The 15268-nt window shown below is 73.2% G+C and carries 10 protein-coding genes and 1 riboswitch; of the genes, 6 read left to right on the forward strand and 4 right to left on the reverse strand.

Annotated elements, in window-relative coordinates; translation table 11 throughout:
- Positions 1 to 68: 68 nt before the first annotated feature.
- The 3 genes from ACTVZO_RS31455 to ACTVZO_RS31465 all read left to right on the forward strand — a co-directional run bounded on the left by ACTVZO_RS31455 (position 69) and on the right by ACTVZO_RS31465 (position 4029).
- The gene (locus tag ACTVZO_RS31455) at positions 69 to 1229 is read left to right on the forward strand and encodes an XdhC family protein (protein WP_443301539.1); all 1161 of its coding nucleotides are present in this window, start codon (positions 69 to 71) and stop codon (positions 1227 to 1229) included.
- 171 nt (positions 1230 to 1400) lie between these two features.
- Positions 1401 to 2648 carry a YncE family protein gene (locus ACTVZO_RS31460; protein WP_443301540.1) on the forward strand — a complete coding sequence of 416 codons (1248 nt, stop codon included), beginning with the start codon at positions 1401 to 1403 and terminating at the stop codon, positions 2646 to 2648.
- 148 nt (positions 2649 to 2796) lie between these two features.
- On the forward strand, positions 2797 to 4029 hold the full coding sequence (locus tag ACTVZO_RS31465; RefSeq protein ID WP_443301541.1) for a GNAT family N-acetyltransferase: 1233 nt from the start codon (positions 2797 to 2799) through the stop codon (positions 4027 to 4029).
- Positions 4030 to 4151: 122 nt separating this feature from the next.
- Here the strand turns inward: ACTVZO_RS31465 and ACTVZO_RS31470 are convergent, their stop codons facing one another.
- From ACTVZO_RS31470 to cobN, 3 genes are all read right to left on the reverse strand, one after another.
- Complete coding sequence (locus ACTVZO_RS31470) at positions 4152 to 6368, reverse strand: terpene synthase family protein (protein ID WP_443301542.1); 2217 nt, start codon at positions 6366 to 6368, stop codon at positions 4152 to 4154.
- 233 nt (positions 6369 to 6601) lie between these two features.
- Entirely contained in the window at positions 6602 to 7075 is a 474-nt protein-coding gene (locus ACTVZO_RS31475; protein WP_443301543.1) for a hemerythrin domain-containing protein, read from the reverse strand.
- Positions 7076 to 7093: 18 nt separating this feature from the next.
- The gene (gene cobN, locus ACTVZO_RS31480; protein ID WP_443301544.1) at positions 7094 to 10726 is read right to left on the reverse strand and encodes a cobaltochelatase subunit CobN; all 3633 of its coding nucleotides are present in this window, start codon (positions 10724 to 10726) and stop codon (positions 7094 to 7096) included.
- Positions 10727 to 10779: 53 nt separating this feature from the next.
- Positions 10780 to 10885: riboswitch (cobalamin riboswitch) on the reverse strand.
- Between the two features lie 415 nt (positions 10886 to 11300).
- Between cobN and ACTVZO_RS31485 the strand changes: the two genes are divergently transcribed.
- The 3 genes from ACTVZO_RS31485 to ACTVZO_RS31495 are packed head-to-tail and all read left to right on the forward strand — an operon-like array spanning position 11301 to position 14772.
- Positions 11301 to 12632 carry a cobalamin biosynthesis protein CobG gene (locus tag ACTVZO_RS31485; protein ID WP_443303326.1) on the forward strand — a complete coding sequence of 444 codons (1332 nt, stop codon included), beginning with the start codon at positions 11301 to 11303 and terminating at the stop codon, positions 12630 to 12632.
- Positions 12629 to 13276 (forward strand): precorrin-8X methylmutase, encoded by a 648-nt coding sequence (locus ACTVZO_RS31490; protein ID WP_443301545.1) that lies wholly within the window; start codon positions 12629 to 12631, stop codon positions 13274 to 13276. The genes ACTVZO_RS31485 and ACTVZO_RS31490 overlap by 4 nt, the downstream gene beginning before the upstream one ends.
- Positions 13273 to 14772, forward strand: a complete 1500-nt coding sequence (locus ACTVZO_RS31495) for a precorrin-2 C(20)-methyltransferase (RefSeq protein ID WP_443301546.1) — start codon at positions 13273 to 13275, stop codon at positions 14770 to 14772. The genes ACTVZO_RS31490 and ACTVZO_RS31495 overlap by 4 nt, the downstream gene beginning before the upstream one ends.
- A 55-nt stretch (positions 14773 to 14827) precedes the next feature.
- On the opposite strand, the gene ACTVZO_RS31500 is transcribed toward ACTVZO_RS31495, so the two are convergent.
- The gene (locus ACTVZO_RS31500) at positions 14828 to 15253 is read right to left on the reverse strand and encodes a hypothetical protein (RefSeq protein ID WP_443301547.1); all 426 of its coding nucleotides are present in this window, start codon (positions 15251 to 15253) and stop codon (positions 14828 to 14830) included.
- Between the last annotated feature and the right edge of the window lie 15 nt (positions 15254 to 15268).

Below are 15268 nucleotides of genomic sequence, written 5' to 3' on the forward strand. Positions count from 1 at the left end.
TACCCGTACGAAGTACCGCGCACTCCACGTATCCGATACTGGAACCGAACCTCTCCGAGGAGGCCCCCATGCTGGACATCGCCGAAGAACTGAACCGGTGGGTCGAGCAGGGACGTGACTTCGCCGTGGCCACCGTGGTGGCCGTCGGCGGGAGCGCGCCCCGGCAGCCCGGGGCCGCGCTCGCCGTCGACAGCGAGGGCACGGCCATCGGCTCGGTTTCCGGCGGATGCGTGGAGGGCGCGGTGTACGAGCTGTGCCGCCAGGCGCTCGAGGACGGCGAAACCGTCGCCGAGCGCTTCGGCTACAGCGACGACGACGCCTTCGCGGTGGGCCTGACCTGCGGCGGCATCATCGACATCCTGGTCACCCCGGTCTCCGTGGGCTCCCCCGCACGGGCGGTGTTCGCGGCCGGTCTGGCCGCCGCCGCCCGCGGGGAGGCGGCGGCGGTCGCCCGAGTGGCGGAAGGGCCGGCCGAGCTGATGGGCCGCGCCGTGTTCGTCCGTACCGAAGGCGCCTGGGAGGGCGGCTTCGGGGGCCACCCCGAGCTGGACCGCACCATCGCCGAAGAGGCCCGCGCGATGCTCGACGCCGGCCGGACCGGCGTGCTGGAGATGGGGGCGGACGGCCGGCTCTGCGGAGAGCCGCTCAAGGTGCTCGTCGAGTCCAGCGTCCCGCCCCCGCGGATGATCGTCTTCGGTGCCATCGACTTCGCGTCCGCCCTCGTGCGCATCGGCAAGTTCCTCGGCTACCGGGTCACCGTCTGCGACGCCCGGCCCGTCTTCGCGACGAAGACCCGCTTCCCCGAGGCGGACGAGATCGTCGTCGACTGGCCGCACCGCTACCTGGAGACCACGGACGTCGACGGCCGCACCGTCCTGTGCGTGCTCACCCACGACGCCAAGTTCGACGTCCCGCTCCTCGAACTCGCCCTCAGGCTCCCCGTCGCCTACGTCGGCGCCATGGGCTCCCGCCGCACGCACGAGGACCGCAACAAGCGGCTCCGCGAGGTCGGCATGACCGAGCTCGAACTGGCCCGGCTGCGTTCCCCGATAGGCCTGGACCTCGGCGCCCGCTCCCCGGAGGAGACCGCGCTGTCCATCGCCGCGGAGATCGTCGCCAACCGCCGAGGCGGCACTGGTGCAGCGCTCACCGGCGCGCACATCCCGATCCACCCCGACCCGCAGGCCGTCTCGGACGGCGTGATCGGCCGGATCGGCTCCGTCGCCTGAAGAGCCGGACCCCGTAGGTGACCCCCTGTAGGTGACCCCCTGTAGGTGACCCCCGTACGTGACCAAGGGCGCGACCCGTGAGGGTTGCGCCCTTTCGGCGTTCCGCCTATTTTACCCGCCGGTAACAGGAGGAGCCTTCTCCATCCCTTCCCCCGCAACGGAGTTGAACGGATGTCACGTACCCTCCGCACGCTGGGCGCGCTCGCCGCAGCCGCCCTTCTGGCCTCCATGGTGCCCGGTGCGCCCGCGGCGGCCTCGCCCGGCGGCAACGGCCTGCGCGAGGTGCTGTTCGTCGGGAACAACTGGGAGGGGACCGCCGACGTCCTCGCCTCCACCGGCGATCTCGCCAAGGTCGGCCGCGTCGACATCGTTCCCGACAAGGAGGAGCGGCTCCGGGAGATCTACCTCAACCCGGTCAGACTCGCCTTCTTCCTCGGCATCCGGGCCACCGCCGGCGAGGGCCACGACCAGTTCGTGGACGACCTGTACACCACCCCCGACGGCTCGGCCGTCGTCGCCTCCAGGCCCAGCTTCGCCGACGTCGTCTCCGTCGACCTGCGGACCGGGCGCATCAACTGGCGCTTCCCGGTGGCCGGTTACCGGGCCGACCACATGGCCGTGTCGCCCGACGGGACCCGGGTCGCGGTTTCGGCCTCCACCGCCAACGCCGTGCACGTCCTCGACATCGCCACCGGCCGCCAGACCGGCTCCTTCACCACCGGCGACAAGCCCCACGAGAACACCTTCACCGGCGGCGGCCGCTACCTGTGGAACAGCTCGATCGGGGAGGTGACCACCGCCCTGGACGCGCCCTGGCTGGACTGGACGAAGGGCGACCGGAAGATCACGGTGGTGGACACCCGGACCTTCCGCACGGTCAAGGTGATCGACATGCGCGAGCGGCTGGACGCCTTCGGCCGCCGGGACCTGTCCGACGCCGTCCGTCCCGTCTCCTTCAGCCCCGACGAGTCGAAGCTCTACTTCCAGGTGTCCTTCTTCAACGGGTTCCTGGAGTACGACGTGGCCACCGACCGGATCACCCGCCTCAAGGCCCTCCCCGAGAACCCGGCCACGAGCAAGGACCGCACCACCTGGGTCAACGACTCCCGGCATCACGGCATGTCGATGAGCCCGGACGGGAGCAAGCTCTGCATCGCGGGCACCATGGACGACTACGCGACCGTCGTGGACCGGGCCACCCTGGCCGAGGGGCCGCTGGTGGGCGCCGACAAGCCGTACTGGGCCACGGTGGACGGCGACGGCTCGGCCTGCGTGATCTCCGAGAGCGGCTCGGACCGGGTGACGGCCATCGACTTCGCCACCGGCACCAAGCGGGTGTCCGTACCCGTCGGCGACCACCCGCAGCGCATCAGGATCGGACACGTCCCGGAGGGCTGGACGGGTCCCGCCAACGGGTGACGCCTCCGCCGGCGGGGGCGCGGGCGCCCGCCCACGCCCCCGCCGACGGAGCGCGGAACGGGGCCGAACATGCAGATCCGGCCACTATGGCGGAGATCCAGCCGCTATGAGGTGACCAGTCCACCGATGACCGATTAGTCTCGTGATCATGGTGGACATCCGCGAGGTACCCGAGGCCGACATCGACCGTGCTCTGGAGCTCGCGTACCTGGTATTCAACGACCGGCCCGAGAAAGAGGGCCGCGAACGGCATCACGCACTGCTGGTGCGCTGCGGCCGGATCGGCGCCTACGACGGTGACACGCTCGTCGGCTTCATGGCCGCGCACGACTTCCGGCTGTCGGTCCCCGGAGCGGACCTGGCCTGCCCCGGCCTCACCTTCGTCTCGGTCGCACCCACCCACCGCCGCCGCGGCGTGCTCACCGCGCTGATGGCCGAGCAGCTGCGCCGCGCCTCGGCCGCCGGCAGCCCCCTCGCCGCCCTGTGGGCGTCCGAGGCCGCCATCTACGGCCGCTTCGGCTACGGCGGAGCCACCACCGGCGTCACCATCGAGATCGACTCCACCCGGCCGCTGCCCCTGCGCATCGCCCCGGACCGGCGCCCGCTGCGCCTCGTCGCCCCGGAGCAGGCGCTCGCGGTCATCGGCGCCTTCCACGAGGCCGCCCGCGCCGGACGGGCCGGCCGGCCGAGCCGCAGCCCCGAACGCTGGAGCCAGGAGTGGCTGTCCGAACAGGCCGAGGACGACGAGGAGTTGAGCCCGCCCCGGATCATCGTCCTGGGCGAGCCGGGGGAGCCGGTCGCCGGATACGTGCTCTACCGCACCAAGCCGGAGGACGACGGCGGGTCCGTCCGCACACCGGGCCTGGTCCGCGTGGAGGAGCTGGAGGCCGACACCCCGGCGGTCGCCGCCGCCCTGTGGGAGTGCCTCGCCGCCCTCGACCTGACCGGCCGGGTCACCGCGTGGGGCCGCCCGGCCGACGACCCGCTGCTGCACTTCGCCGCCGACCGGGACCAGGTGCGGGTGACCGCCCAGTTCCCGGCGCTCTGGCTGCGCCTGGTCGACGTACGGGCGGCGCTGACCGCGCGGTCCTGGGCCGCGCCGGTGGAGCTGGTGCTGGAGCTGACCGACGTACGGCTGCCCGCGAACGCCGGGCGCTTCCGGCTGAAGGCGGGGCCGGGCGGGGCGGCGTACGAGCCCGCCCGGGCGGCGCCGGACCTGGCCCTGGACGTACGGGAGCTGGCCGCGTGCTACCTGGGCGGGACCCGGGTCGTCGAACTCGTCGCGGCGGGGCTGGTCGCCGAGCACACGCCCGGCGCGGCGGCCGAGCTGGACGCGGCCCTGCGGACGGACCTGCTGCCGCACACGAGCGACGAGTTCTGAGGCGGGGCGGAGCATGGGCGGTGCGGAGGCGGGGGCGGGCGAGCGGACCGTCCCCGCCTCCGGGCCTCCGGGATCAGGGACCTCCGGGATCAGGGACCTCCCGGGCCGGGCGGCCTTCGGTGTCAGGCGGGCAGGGAGATCCGGGCCGCGGCCATCCCGAAGCCGGAGCCCAGGACGCCGGTGGACAGCGGGCCGGGCATCCCGTGCAGGTCCTCGGGACGGTAACGGGCAATGTTCTGATGCCAGTTGAGGACGCCCGCGTGCCAGTCCCGCAGCTCGCCGACGTACGCGTCCAGGGCCCTGCGCGCCTCCTCGCCGAGCTTCCAGTCGTCGTAGAGCAGCGGCAACTGGTTCGCGACGATGTGCTCGAACTCCTCCGTGCGCCGGGTCATCAGCGCATGGCAGATGTGCAGGGCCTCCGCGTACCCGATGCCGAAGAAGTTCCGTGTGACGAGGATGTAGTTGTGGACCTCGCCCTCGACCTCCACCTCCTTCTGGTAGGAGTAGACGTCGTTGATCAGGCAGGCGGCGTCCGCGACGGCGTTCTCCAGCGACCGGATCGTCCCCGAGGCGTAGATCTCCTCCGGGATGCCCCGCCCCTGGTGCCCCAGTCGGCACAGGTACATCGTGAGGTAGCTGCCGAAGGTGCGGCGGCGCATCTCGGCGTAGTCCACCGGGTCCGGGATGCGGTTCTGGATCTGGTTGTCCACCTCCCACAGCCAGCTCTCCAGCATGTCCACCAGCGTGGCCCGGAACTCGGTGCGCTGCTCCGTGGACATGCCCGCGCAGGTGCGCACCCAGAGGTCGGCCAGCGCGCGCTCCATCGCGGTCACCGGCTCCGGCAGGTCGGCGTGGTCCACGGGGATCATCGCGATCAGCCGCGCCGTGGTCGCCTTCGCGGCCGGCAGGTTCTTGGCCTGCGAGAAGACCACCGGGTAGTAGTCGTCCCCGTACGTGCCCCAGGTCAGCCAGCAGGCGTTGAGGGCCAGCTCCTCCGCGGTGGCGTCCGGGTCGAGTCCGGCCGAGCAGAGCGCGAAGTCGAAGCCCCGCAGCTTGGCCTCGGTCCAGATCGCCGAACCCGGGTCGCCCGCCTGCGGGTCGAGCAGGCCCATCCGCCGGGACCACGCCACCGACTCCTCGCGGGCGTGCGCCAGGTGCGGGCTGAGGCTCAGCCGGTGCGGCATGTAGATGTCGGGGATGACGGAGGGGCCGGTCTTCTCGAACGGGACGTGGGTGAAGGAGCGCCGGCGCAAGTCCGTCGAGCGCCGGGTGAAGACGGACCGCAGGTCGAGCGCGGTGGTGCCGAGCCCGGAGGGGAGGAAGGGCAGCGTGAGCGGTGCGGTGGCCCGGGCCTCCTTGTTCATGTAGCGGCTGGAGACCATGTGCCACTCGTGGCCGCCCGACTGCCAGTCCTGCAGGCCCTTGGCGTAGGCGAGTACGGCGGCGATCTCGGCCGGGTCCATGGCGTGGTCGGCGAAGAGCTGGGGGAGCTCGACGAGCGCCGTCTGCTCGAACTGGTGGAGGCGTGAGGTGAGCAGGTCGTTGGAGGCCTCCGCGGCCTCCTGGGTGGTGCAGCCGAGGAAGGTCTCCAACACCAGCACGGCGTTGGAGAGTTCTCCTTCGTCGGCGACCTCCCGTTCGTAGGAGAAGATGTCGTTCCTGATGTGCACGGCGTCGGAGAAGGCGTCGCGCAGCACCCCGAGCGGCCGCGAGTGCGCCACGCGGGCGGGGACCTCGGCGGAGACGTACTCGATCAGGCCGGCGGACCAGGGCGCGCCGCCCACCTTGCGGCGCATCTCGATGTACTCGAGCGGGTTGGCGACGCGCCCGATGTTGATGTTGGCCAGTTCCCACATGGACTCGTTGAGGAGGTTCCGCGTCGACTCGGAGAACCGTTCCCTCCAGTCCTGGGACATCGCGGGAACGGTTCGCCGCCAGAGATCGGCGAGGCCCGCCTCCACCGGATTGGTGGGCTCGGGGAAGCCGTCGGCCAGATCCATCGGCATGAAGGCGGCGAGCTTGTCGAGGTAGTCCTTGGCGCCGTCGCGGTCCTGCGAGCGCTTGTACATCTCCAGGAAGTGGTCGTCGAAGAAGAACACCCAGACGTACCAGTCGGTGACCAGCGACAGCGCTGCGCCGTCGCAGTCGGGGTGCGTGTACGCGCACAGCAGCGCGTAGTCGTGCGAGTCGAGATCGTGTTCCTCCCAGACGCCGGAACCCTCCAGCATCCCGAGTGCGCGCGCCCATTGCTTGGTGTGGACCCGCGCGTCCTCCAGGTGGGGGTTCAGTCGCGCCGGATAAGGCACATAGAAATCCGGCAGTTGGAACGGCTGCGTCACGGCAGGGTCGGCCTTTCGTCCATGGGTGCGGGGGCAGGTGAACCCGGCCCCCGCACGAGATCAGCAGTGCCCTACCCCTGGTGGCCCCGGGATAAGGGGTAGTTCACTGCTTCAGGTGACGGACGGGTCGTTCCGCGGTGCGGCGCCCTGGCGCGGGATAAGGACGTCCCGACCGGGCTGCCCGGCCCCGTTCGACGAGCCGACCAGGACACGGGCATCGCGAAACCGGCGCGTCAGCCCGCCGGGTGGAGTTCGGACTGGGGGTGGGCTGACTGCCAGGCCTTGATGGAGTGGTTCCAGTCGTCGCCCGTGAGGGCGGTGAGGGAAGCCGGGAAGAGGCCGTCCTCTTCCTTTGCGATGTGGTGGTGGAGGTCGTCCATGGCCTGGCGGAAGGTGTGTACGTCCGCCGGGGTGGTGAGGTCCGCGCGGGAGAGGAACGCCGCCAGTCCGCGGTGTTCCGCGATCAGGGCCTCGATGTAGGGGGCGTATTCGGGGTCCGTGGACATGACCGCGAAAAGGCCGTCCTCCTCGCCCTTCCAGTGGGCGAGGAGGACGGCCGTCATCGTCGAGAGCAGGGCCTGGGCGCGCGGGACGTCACCGGTGTCCAGGGCGCGGAGGGCATCGCCCGCCGCGTTCGTCACCGTCTCGTGTTCCGCGATGAATTCCTTGATCAGCGGGATCTGGCGGCAGCCGCAGTAGTGGCACATCCAGACAGTCTGGAGGGGCTACTCCGCTTCGCCCTCCAGGTTGCCCTCCGTGTCCAGGTAGACCTGGCGGAGGGATTCGAGGATCTGCGGGTCCGGCTTCTCCCACATGCCGCGGGACTCGGCCTCCAGGAGGCGTTCCGCGATGCCGTGCAGGGCCCAGGGGTTGGCCTCTTCGAGGAAGGCGCGGTTCTCCGGGTCCAGGACGTACGTCTCCGTGAGCTTGTCGTACATCCAGTCCGCGACCACGCCCGTCGTGGCGTCGTAGCCGAAGAGGTAGTCGACGGTCGCCGCGAGTTCGAAGGCGCCCTTGTAGCCGTGGCGGCGCATCGCCTCGATCCACTTCGGGTTCACGACGCGGGCGCGGAAGACGCGGCTGGTCTCCTCGACCAGGGTGCGGGTCTTGACGGTCTCCGGGCGGGTGGAGTCGCCGATGTACGCCTCCGGGGCCGTGCCGCGCAGGGCGCGGACGGTGGCCACCATGCCGCCGTGGTACTGGAAGTAGTCGTCCGAATCCGCGATGTCGTGCTCACGGGTGTCCGTGTTCTTCGCGGCCACCGTGATGCGCTTGTAGGCCGTCTCCATCTCGTCGCGGGCCGGGCGGCCCTCCAGGCCGCGGCCGTACGCGTAGCCGCCCCAGACCGTGTAGACCTCCGCGAGGTCGGCGTCCGTACGCCAGTCGCGGGAGTCGATCAGCTGGAGGATGCCCGCTCCGTAGGTGCCCGGGCGGGAGCCGAAGATACGGGTGGTGGCCCGGCGTTCGTCGCCGTGGACGGCGAGGTCCGCCTGGGCGTGCGCACGGATGAAGTTGTCGGCGGGCGGTTCGTCCAGGGACGCCGCCAGCCGGACCGCGTCGTCCAGGAGGCCGATGACGTGCGGGAACGCGTCACGGAAGAAGCCCGAGATGCGCAGGGTGACGTCGATGCGGGGGCGGCCCAGTTCGGCGAGGGGGATGGCCTCCAGGCCGGTCACGCGGCGCGAGGCCTCGTCCCAGACCGGGCGGACGCCGAGCAGCGACAGCGCCTCCGCCACGTCGTCGCCCGCCGTGCGCATCGCGCTCGTGCCCCACAGCGACAGGCCGACGGACGCCGGCCACTCGCCGTTGTCCGTGCGGTAGCGGTTGAGGAGGGACTCCGCGAGGGCCTGGCCCGTCTCCCACGCCAGGCGGGAGGGGACGGCCTTGGGGTCCACCGAGTAGAAGTTGCGGCCCGTCGGGAGGACGTTGACCAGGCCGCGCAGCGGGGAGCCGGAAGGGCCCGCCGGGATGAACGAGCCGTCCAGGGCCGCGACGACGTGGGCGATCTCGTCCGTGGTGCCGGCCAGCCGGGGCACGACCTCGCGGGCCGCGAAGGACAGCACCGCCGCGACGTCCGCCGAGTGGTCACGTGCGACCCCGGCCACCGCGTCGGGGGACCAGTTCGCGTCCTCCATCGCCTGGACCAGGGCGCGGGCCTGCTCCTCGACGGCGTCCGCCGAGGTACGGGTGGCCGCCGACTCGTCGAGGCCGAGCGCCTCGCGCAGGCCCGGGAGGGCCGTCGTACCGCCCCAGATCTGACGGGCACGGAGGATGGCGAGGACCAGGTTGACGCGGGACTCGCCGGCCGGGGCGCCGCCCAGGACGTGCAGGCCGTCGCGGATCTGCGCGTCCTTGACCTCACACAGCCAGCCGTCGACGTGCAGCAGGAAGTCGTCGAAGCCGTCGTCGTCGGGGCGTTCGGCCAGACCGAGGTCGTGGTCGAGCTTCGCCGCCTGGATCAGGGTCCAGATCTGTGCACGGATGGCCGGGAGCTTCGCCGGGTCCATCGCGGAGATCTGGGCGTACTCGTCGAGGTGCTGTTCCAGGCGGGCGATGTCGCCGTACGACTCCGCGCGCGCCATCGGCGGCACGAGGTGGTCGATCAGGGTGGCGTGCACGCGGCGCTTGGCCTGGGTGCCCTCGCCCGGGTCGTTGACCAGGAACGGGTAGATGAGCGGCAGGTCGCCGAGGGCCGCGTCGGGCGCGCAGGAGGCGGACAGACCGGCGTTCTTGCCGGGGAGCCACTCGAGGTTGCCGTGCTTGCCCAGGTGGATCATCGCGTCGGCGCCGAAGCCGCCGTCCTCGGTGCGCGCCTGGATCCAGCGGTACGCGGCCAGGTAGTGGTGCGAGGGCGGCAGGTCCGGGTCGTGGTAGATCGCGATCGGGTTCTCGCCGAAGCCGCGCGGCGGCTGGATGAGGATGAGGAGGTTCCCGCGGCGCAGGGCGGCCAGGACGATGTCGCCCTCGGGGTTCGAGGACCGGTCGACGAACATGTTGCCGGGGGCCTCGCCCCAGTGCTCCTCGACGCTGGCGCGGAGGTCGGCGGGCAGGCCGGCGAACCAGCGCCTGTAGTCGGCGGCCGGGATGCGGACCGGGTTGCGGGCCAGCTGCTCCTCGGTGAGCCAGTCCTGGTCGTGGCCGCCGGCCTCGATCAGGGCGCGGATCAGCTCGTCGCCGTCACCCGAGACCAGACCCGGGATCTCGGGTACGGGACCGAAGTCGTAGCCCTCGGCGATGAGGGTGCGCAGCAGCTCGACGGCGCTGGCCGGGGTGTCCAGGCCGACCGCGTTGCCGATGCGGGAGTGCTTGGTGGGGTACGCGGAGAGGACCAGGGCGATCTTCTTGTCGCGGCGGTCGATGTGGCGCAGGCGCGCGTGGCGTACGGCGATCCCCGCGACCCGGGCGGCGCGCTCGGGGTCGGCCACGTAGGCGGGCAGGCCGTCCTCGTCGAGCTCCTTGAAGGAGAACGGGACGGTGATCAGGCGGCCGTCGAACTCGGGCACGGCGACCTGGGTGGCGGCGTCGAGGGGGGACAGCCCCTCGTCGTTGTCCTCCCAGGCGGTACGGGATCCGGTCAGGCACAGGGCCTGGAGGATCGGCACGCCGAGGGAGGCGAGGGCGCCGGCGTCCCAGGACTCGTCGTCACCGCCGGCGGAGGCGGTGGCGGGGCGGGTGCCGCCGGCGGCGAGGACGGTGGTGATGACCGCGTCGACGCCGGTCAGAGCGGCGAGGAGCTCCGGCTCCGGGGTGCGCAGGGAGGAGACGTACAGGGGGAGCGGCTGGGCGCCGTGGGCCTCGATGGCGTCGCACAGGGCGTGCACGAAGGCGGTGTTGCCGCTCATCTGGTGGGCGCGGTAGTAGAGGACGGCGACCTTGGGGGCGGCCGCCTGCGGGGCTTCGGGCTGCCGGGCCGTGCGCTCCAGGGGGCCCCAGGTGGGGGAGGCGGCGGGCGGCTCGAAGCCGTGGCCGGTGAGGAGGACGGTGTCGGAGAGGAAGCGGGCCAGCTGGTCGAGGTTGGCGGGGCCGCCGTGCGCGAGGTAGCCGTGGGCCTCGGCCGCGATGCCGATCGGCACCGTGGAGGCCTCCATCAGCTGGGCGTCCGGGGCCTGTTCGCCGGTCAGGACCACGACCGGGCGGGTCTGGCCGGGGGCCAGGAGGAGGTCGAGGCCCTCCTGCCAGGCGCGGAGGCCGCCGAGGAGGCGTACGACGACCAGGTCGACGCCGTCGAGGAGTCCGGGGAGGTCGTCGAGGGGAAGGCGGGAGGGGTTCGCGAACCGGTACGGGACGGGGCCGTCCGCCGATGTCGCGGCGCGGGCGCTGAGCAGATCGGTGTCGGACGTCGACAGCAGCAGGATCATGCGGCGGCAGGCCTTCCTCGGGGTTTCCGCGCCCCGGGCAGTGAGGACAGCGGGAGTTCCTGACTCACCCCGGTCGCGGGGGTCGCTCCGCGGGGTTCACAGTGGCGGGACCGCGCCGGATTCGCACCGGGCTTCCTCCCATGTCGCCGTCCTCGGCGATGGCGGAGCCGTGTGGCTCCGCCGGGATCATCCTAGGGGGCGCGTGCCGTTGGCGGGAGGCGGGGTGGTGGGGTTCTCGCAGGTGCGAGGCCGGGGCGGGGCCCGGGGGTGGGGTGGGGTGGTCCGGCTTGGCGCCGTTGCCGGGGCTCTGCCCCGGGCCCCGCGCCTCAAACGCCGGCGGGGCTGGGAGGGCATGGGCGGGGGCGGCTGGGTGCGGCGTCGTTGCGGGGGCTCTGCCCCGGGCCCCGCGACTCAAACGCCGGCGGGCTGGGATGGTGCGGCGGGGCTGGGATGGTGCGGTGGGGATGCGGTGGGTGGGGTTTGTGGGGGTGGATGGGGGTGGGGGTGGGGGAGTTGGCTGGTCGGAGGGGGTGGTGTGGGGGTGGGGGCCGGTCGGGGGTGGGGAATCGTGGGTATGCTCGCCGCCATGTCACAGCCCCCTGCCGCCGCATCGCGGGACGAGCCCGTCATACGGGAGCGCGGTGACGCCTGTCCCGGTGCGCTGCGGCTGCACGCGGCCGACGACGGGTTCCTGGCGCGGGTCCGGATACCCGGCGGGGCGCTGACCGTGCGGCAGGCCTCGCTGCTGGCGGTGGCCGCCGACCGGTTCGGGGACGGGCACCTGGAGCTCACCTCGCGGGGGAACGTGCAGCTGCGCGGCCTTGCCGAGGGATGCGGCGGCGGGCTCGCGGAGCTGCTCGACGGCGCCGGACTGCTGCCCGCGCCCAGCCACGAGCGGGTGCGCAACATCGTGGCCACGCCGATGTCGGGCGACGTACTGCCCTGGGTCGGCGAGCTGGACCGGCTGCTGTGCGCGAACACGCGGGTCACCGCCCTGTCCGGCCGGTTCCTGTTCGCCTTCGACGACGGGCGCGGCGACGTGGCCGCCCTGGAGCCGGACGTGACCGTGCTCGCCCGGCCGGGGGGCCGCGCGCTGGTGCGGCTCGGGCCGGCCGCCGGCGCCGTTTCGGTGGCCGCGCAGGACGCCCCGCGCGCGGCGCTGCTCGCCGCCGAGTACTTCCTCGACGCCGTGGACGCGGCCGGCACCCGGGCCTGGCGGGTGGGCGAGCTGCCCGCCGGACACGCCCTGGACGACGCCGAGTTCGCCGCGCGCCTCACCGGCGCCGGGATCGACGCGGTACGGGTCGCCGGCGTGGCCTGGCCCTGCTCGCCGCCGCCCGGGCCGCAGTCCGGCGGCACCGGCGAGCGGGGAACGCTGTGCGTCCTGCCCCCGCTGGGCCGGCTCACCTCCGAACAGTGGCGGGTCCTCGTACAGGTCGCCGACCCCGGCACTGGGCTGCGCGTCACCCCGTGGCGGAGCGTTGTCCTTCACGACGTGCCGCTCGACGTCCCCCTCGAGGCTCCCGCGCGGCGCCTGGAGGGCGCCGGGCTCGTCGTATCGGCCGACAGTGCCTGGCGGTCCGTCACCGCCTGTACGGGGCAGCCCGGTTGCGCGAAGGCCCTGGCCGACGTCCGGGCCGACGCGCGGGCCGTCGCAGAGCGGGCGCGCGGGCCGCTGCCCGTGCACTGGTCCGGCTGCGAGCGCCGGTGCGGGCACCCGCGGGGGACGCGGTGGGTCGACGTGCTGGCCACGCGGGACGACGGCTACCGGATCTCCGTCCACGGGCGGGCCGTGGCCCGTCAGACAGACCTGGCGGCGGCCCTCACCGCCGCACGCGGCACCACGTCAGATCAGATCAGTCCAGATCAGTCCAGATCAGAGTCCGAAGTCGCAGTGAAGAAATGAGCGAGTACAGAGTGTTCGAGTACGAGAAGGACGGCGCCGCGATCTACCGCCAGTCCTTTGCCACGATCCGCGCCGAGGCGGACCTCTCCGGGCTGCCCGCCTCCGTCGCGCAGGTCGCGGTGCGCATGATTCACGCGTGCGGGATGACCGACCTGCCCAAGGACCTGGGGTACACGCCCGAGGTGGTGCTGCGGGCACGCGCCGCGCTCACCGCCGGGGCGCCGATCCTGTGCGACGTGCAGATGGTCGCCAGCGGCGTCACCCGCAAGCGGCTGCCCGCCGACAACGACGTGATCTGCACGCTCTCCGACCCGGCCGTGCCCGAGCTCGCCGCGAAGATGGGGACCACGCGCAGCGCCGCCGCGCTCGAGGTCTGGCGTGACCGGGGCCTGCTGGAGGGGTCCGTGATCGCCGTCGGCAACGCGCCCACCGCGCTGTTCCGGCTGCTCGAGATGATCGAGGAGGGGGCCCCGCGCCCCGCCGCCGTCATCGGCGTGCCCGTCGGGTTCATCGGCGCCGCCGAGTCCAAGGACGCCCTCGCGGCGCACCCCTCCGGGCTCGACCACCTGATCGTGCGCGGCCGCCGCGGGGGCAGCGCCATCGCCGCCGCCGCGGTCAACGCCATCGCGAGCGTGGCCGAATGAGCGCGGCGGCGCCCGAGGGGCGGCTGTACGGGGTCGGGCTGGGCCCCGGCGATCCGAACCTGATGACGCTGCGGGCCGTCGAGGTGATCGGCGCGGCGGACGTCGTCGCCTATCACAGCGCGCGCCACGGCCGGTCCATCGCCCGTTCGATCGCCGCGAAGCACCTGCGCGAGAGCCAGATCGAGGAGCCGCTGGTCTATCCGGTCACCACCGAGACCACCGACCACCCGGGCGGCTACCAGGGCGCGATGGAGGAGTTCTACGAGTCCGCCGCCGCCCGGCTGGCCGCGCACCTCGACGCCGGCCGGACCGTCGCCGTGCTCGCGGAGGGCGACCCGCTCTTCTACAGCTCGTACATGCACATGCACAAGCGGCTCGCGCACCGGTACGACACCGAGGTGATCCCCGGTGTCACCTCCGTCAGCGCCGCCGCCGCCCGCCTCGGCACCCCGCTCGTGGAGGGCGAGGAGGTGCTGACGATCCTCCCCGGCACCCTGTCCGAGGAGGAGCTCACCGCCCGCCTGGCGGCCACCGACTCGGCGGTCGTGATGAAGCTCGGCCGGACCTTCCCCGCCGTGCGCGGGGCGATGGAGCGCAGCGGCCGGCTGGCCGAGGCCCGCTACGTCGAGCGCGCCACCATGTCCGGCGAGCGGACGGGCGTCCTCGCGGACACCGACCCGCAGTCCGTGCCGTACTTCGCGGTCGCCGTCGTGCCCAGCCGGACCGGCAACCCGGGCAGCGTGCCGGCCGGGCCCGGCGAGGTCGCGGTCGTCGGCACCGGCCCCGCCGGGCCGCTGTGGCTGACCCCCGAGACCCGGCGGGCGCTGGCCGACGCGGAGGTGCTGGTGGGGTACACCACCTACCTGGACCGGGTCCCCGTCCGGCCTGGCCAGATCCGGCACGGCTCCGACAACAAGGTGGAGTCCGAGCGCGCCGAGTTCGCCCTCGACCTCGCCCGGCGCGGACAGCGGGTGGCCGTGGTCTCCGGTGGCGACCCCGGGGTGTTCGCGATGGCCACGGCGGTGCTCGAAGTGGCCGGGCAGGCCGAGTACAAGGACGTGCCCGTACGGGTCCTGCCGGGGGTGACCGCGGCCAACGCGGCGGCCGCCGCGGCCGGCGCCCCGCTGGGCCACGACTACGCCACCATCTCCCTCTCGGACCGGCTCAAGCCGTGGGAGGTGATCGCGGAGCGGCTGCGCGCGGCCGCCTCTGCGGACCTGGTCCTCGCCCTGTACAACCCCGGCTCGCGCAGCCGGACCTGGCAGGTGGCGCAGGCCCGCCAGCTGCTGCTGGAGCTGCGTGCGCCGCAGACCCCGGTGGTCGTGGCCCGCGACGTGGGCGGGCCCGAGCAGTCGGTGCGGATCGTCACGCTCGCCGAACTGGAGCCGTCCGAGGTCGACATGCGGACGCTCCTGCTGATCGGCTCCTCGCAGACGCAGGTCACCGAGCGGGCCGACGGCTCCCGGATCACGTGGACGCCGCGCCGGTACCCGTGACGGGTCACCGGCCACCGGCCAGCGGTCACCGTCGACCGGGGGCAGGTGACCCGGCCTACCGCAGGGGCGGCAGGGTCACCTTCGGGATCGACGGGTCGTTCGGGTCGAACGGCGGCGGCGTCCAGGGCTCGATCGGGGGCCTGGGCGGCGCCGGTGGCGGGGTCGGGCCCCGGTAGGGGTTCTGCGGCACGGACGAGGTGCGCTGCGCGGCCGGCCGGGACGTCGCGGCGGCCGGCCGCCGCGTCTCCTGCCCCTTCGCGGGGCCGGTGGCCGGTGCGGACGCCGACGGCGGCTGCGCGGGCTGCGAGGGGGAGGCCGGGCCGGCGGAGGGCGTCGGCGACGCGGACGGTGCGGACGGGGCGGTGGCCGGCGGAACCGCGGCCGGTTTCCCGGCCGGTGCGCCGCCCGAGCACCCGCCGGCCAGCAGGCCGCCGGCCAGCAGGGCCGTCAGGGCCCCGGAGATTCTGCCGCCGGACCCCATGTCCGCCCCCTTCGC

The sequence above is a fragment of the Streptomyces sp. IBSNAI002 genome (assembly GCF_052244475.1).
Lineage (GTDB): Bacteria > Actinomycetota > Actinomycetes > Streptomycetales > Streptomycetaceae > Streptomyces.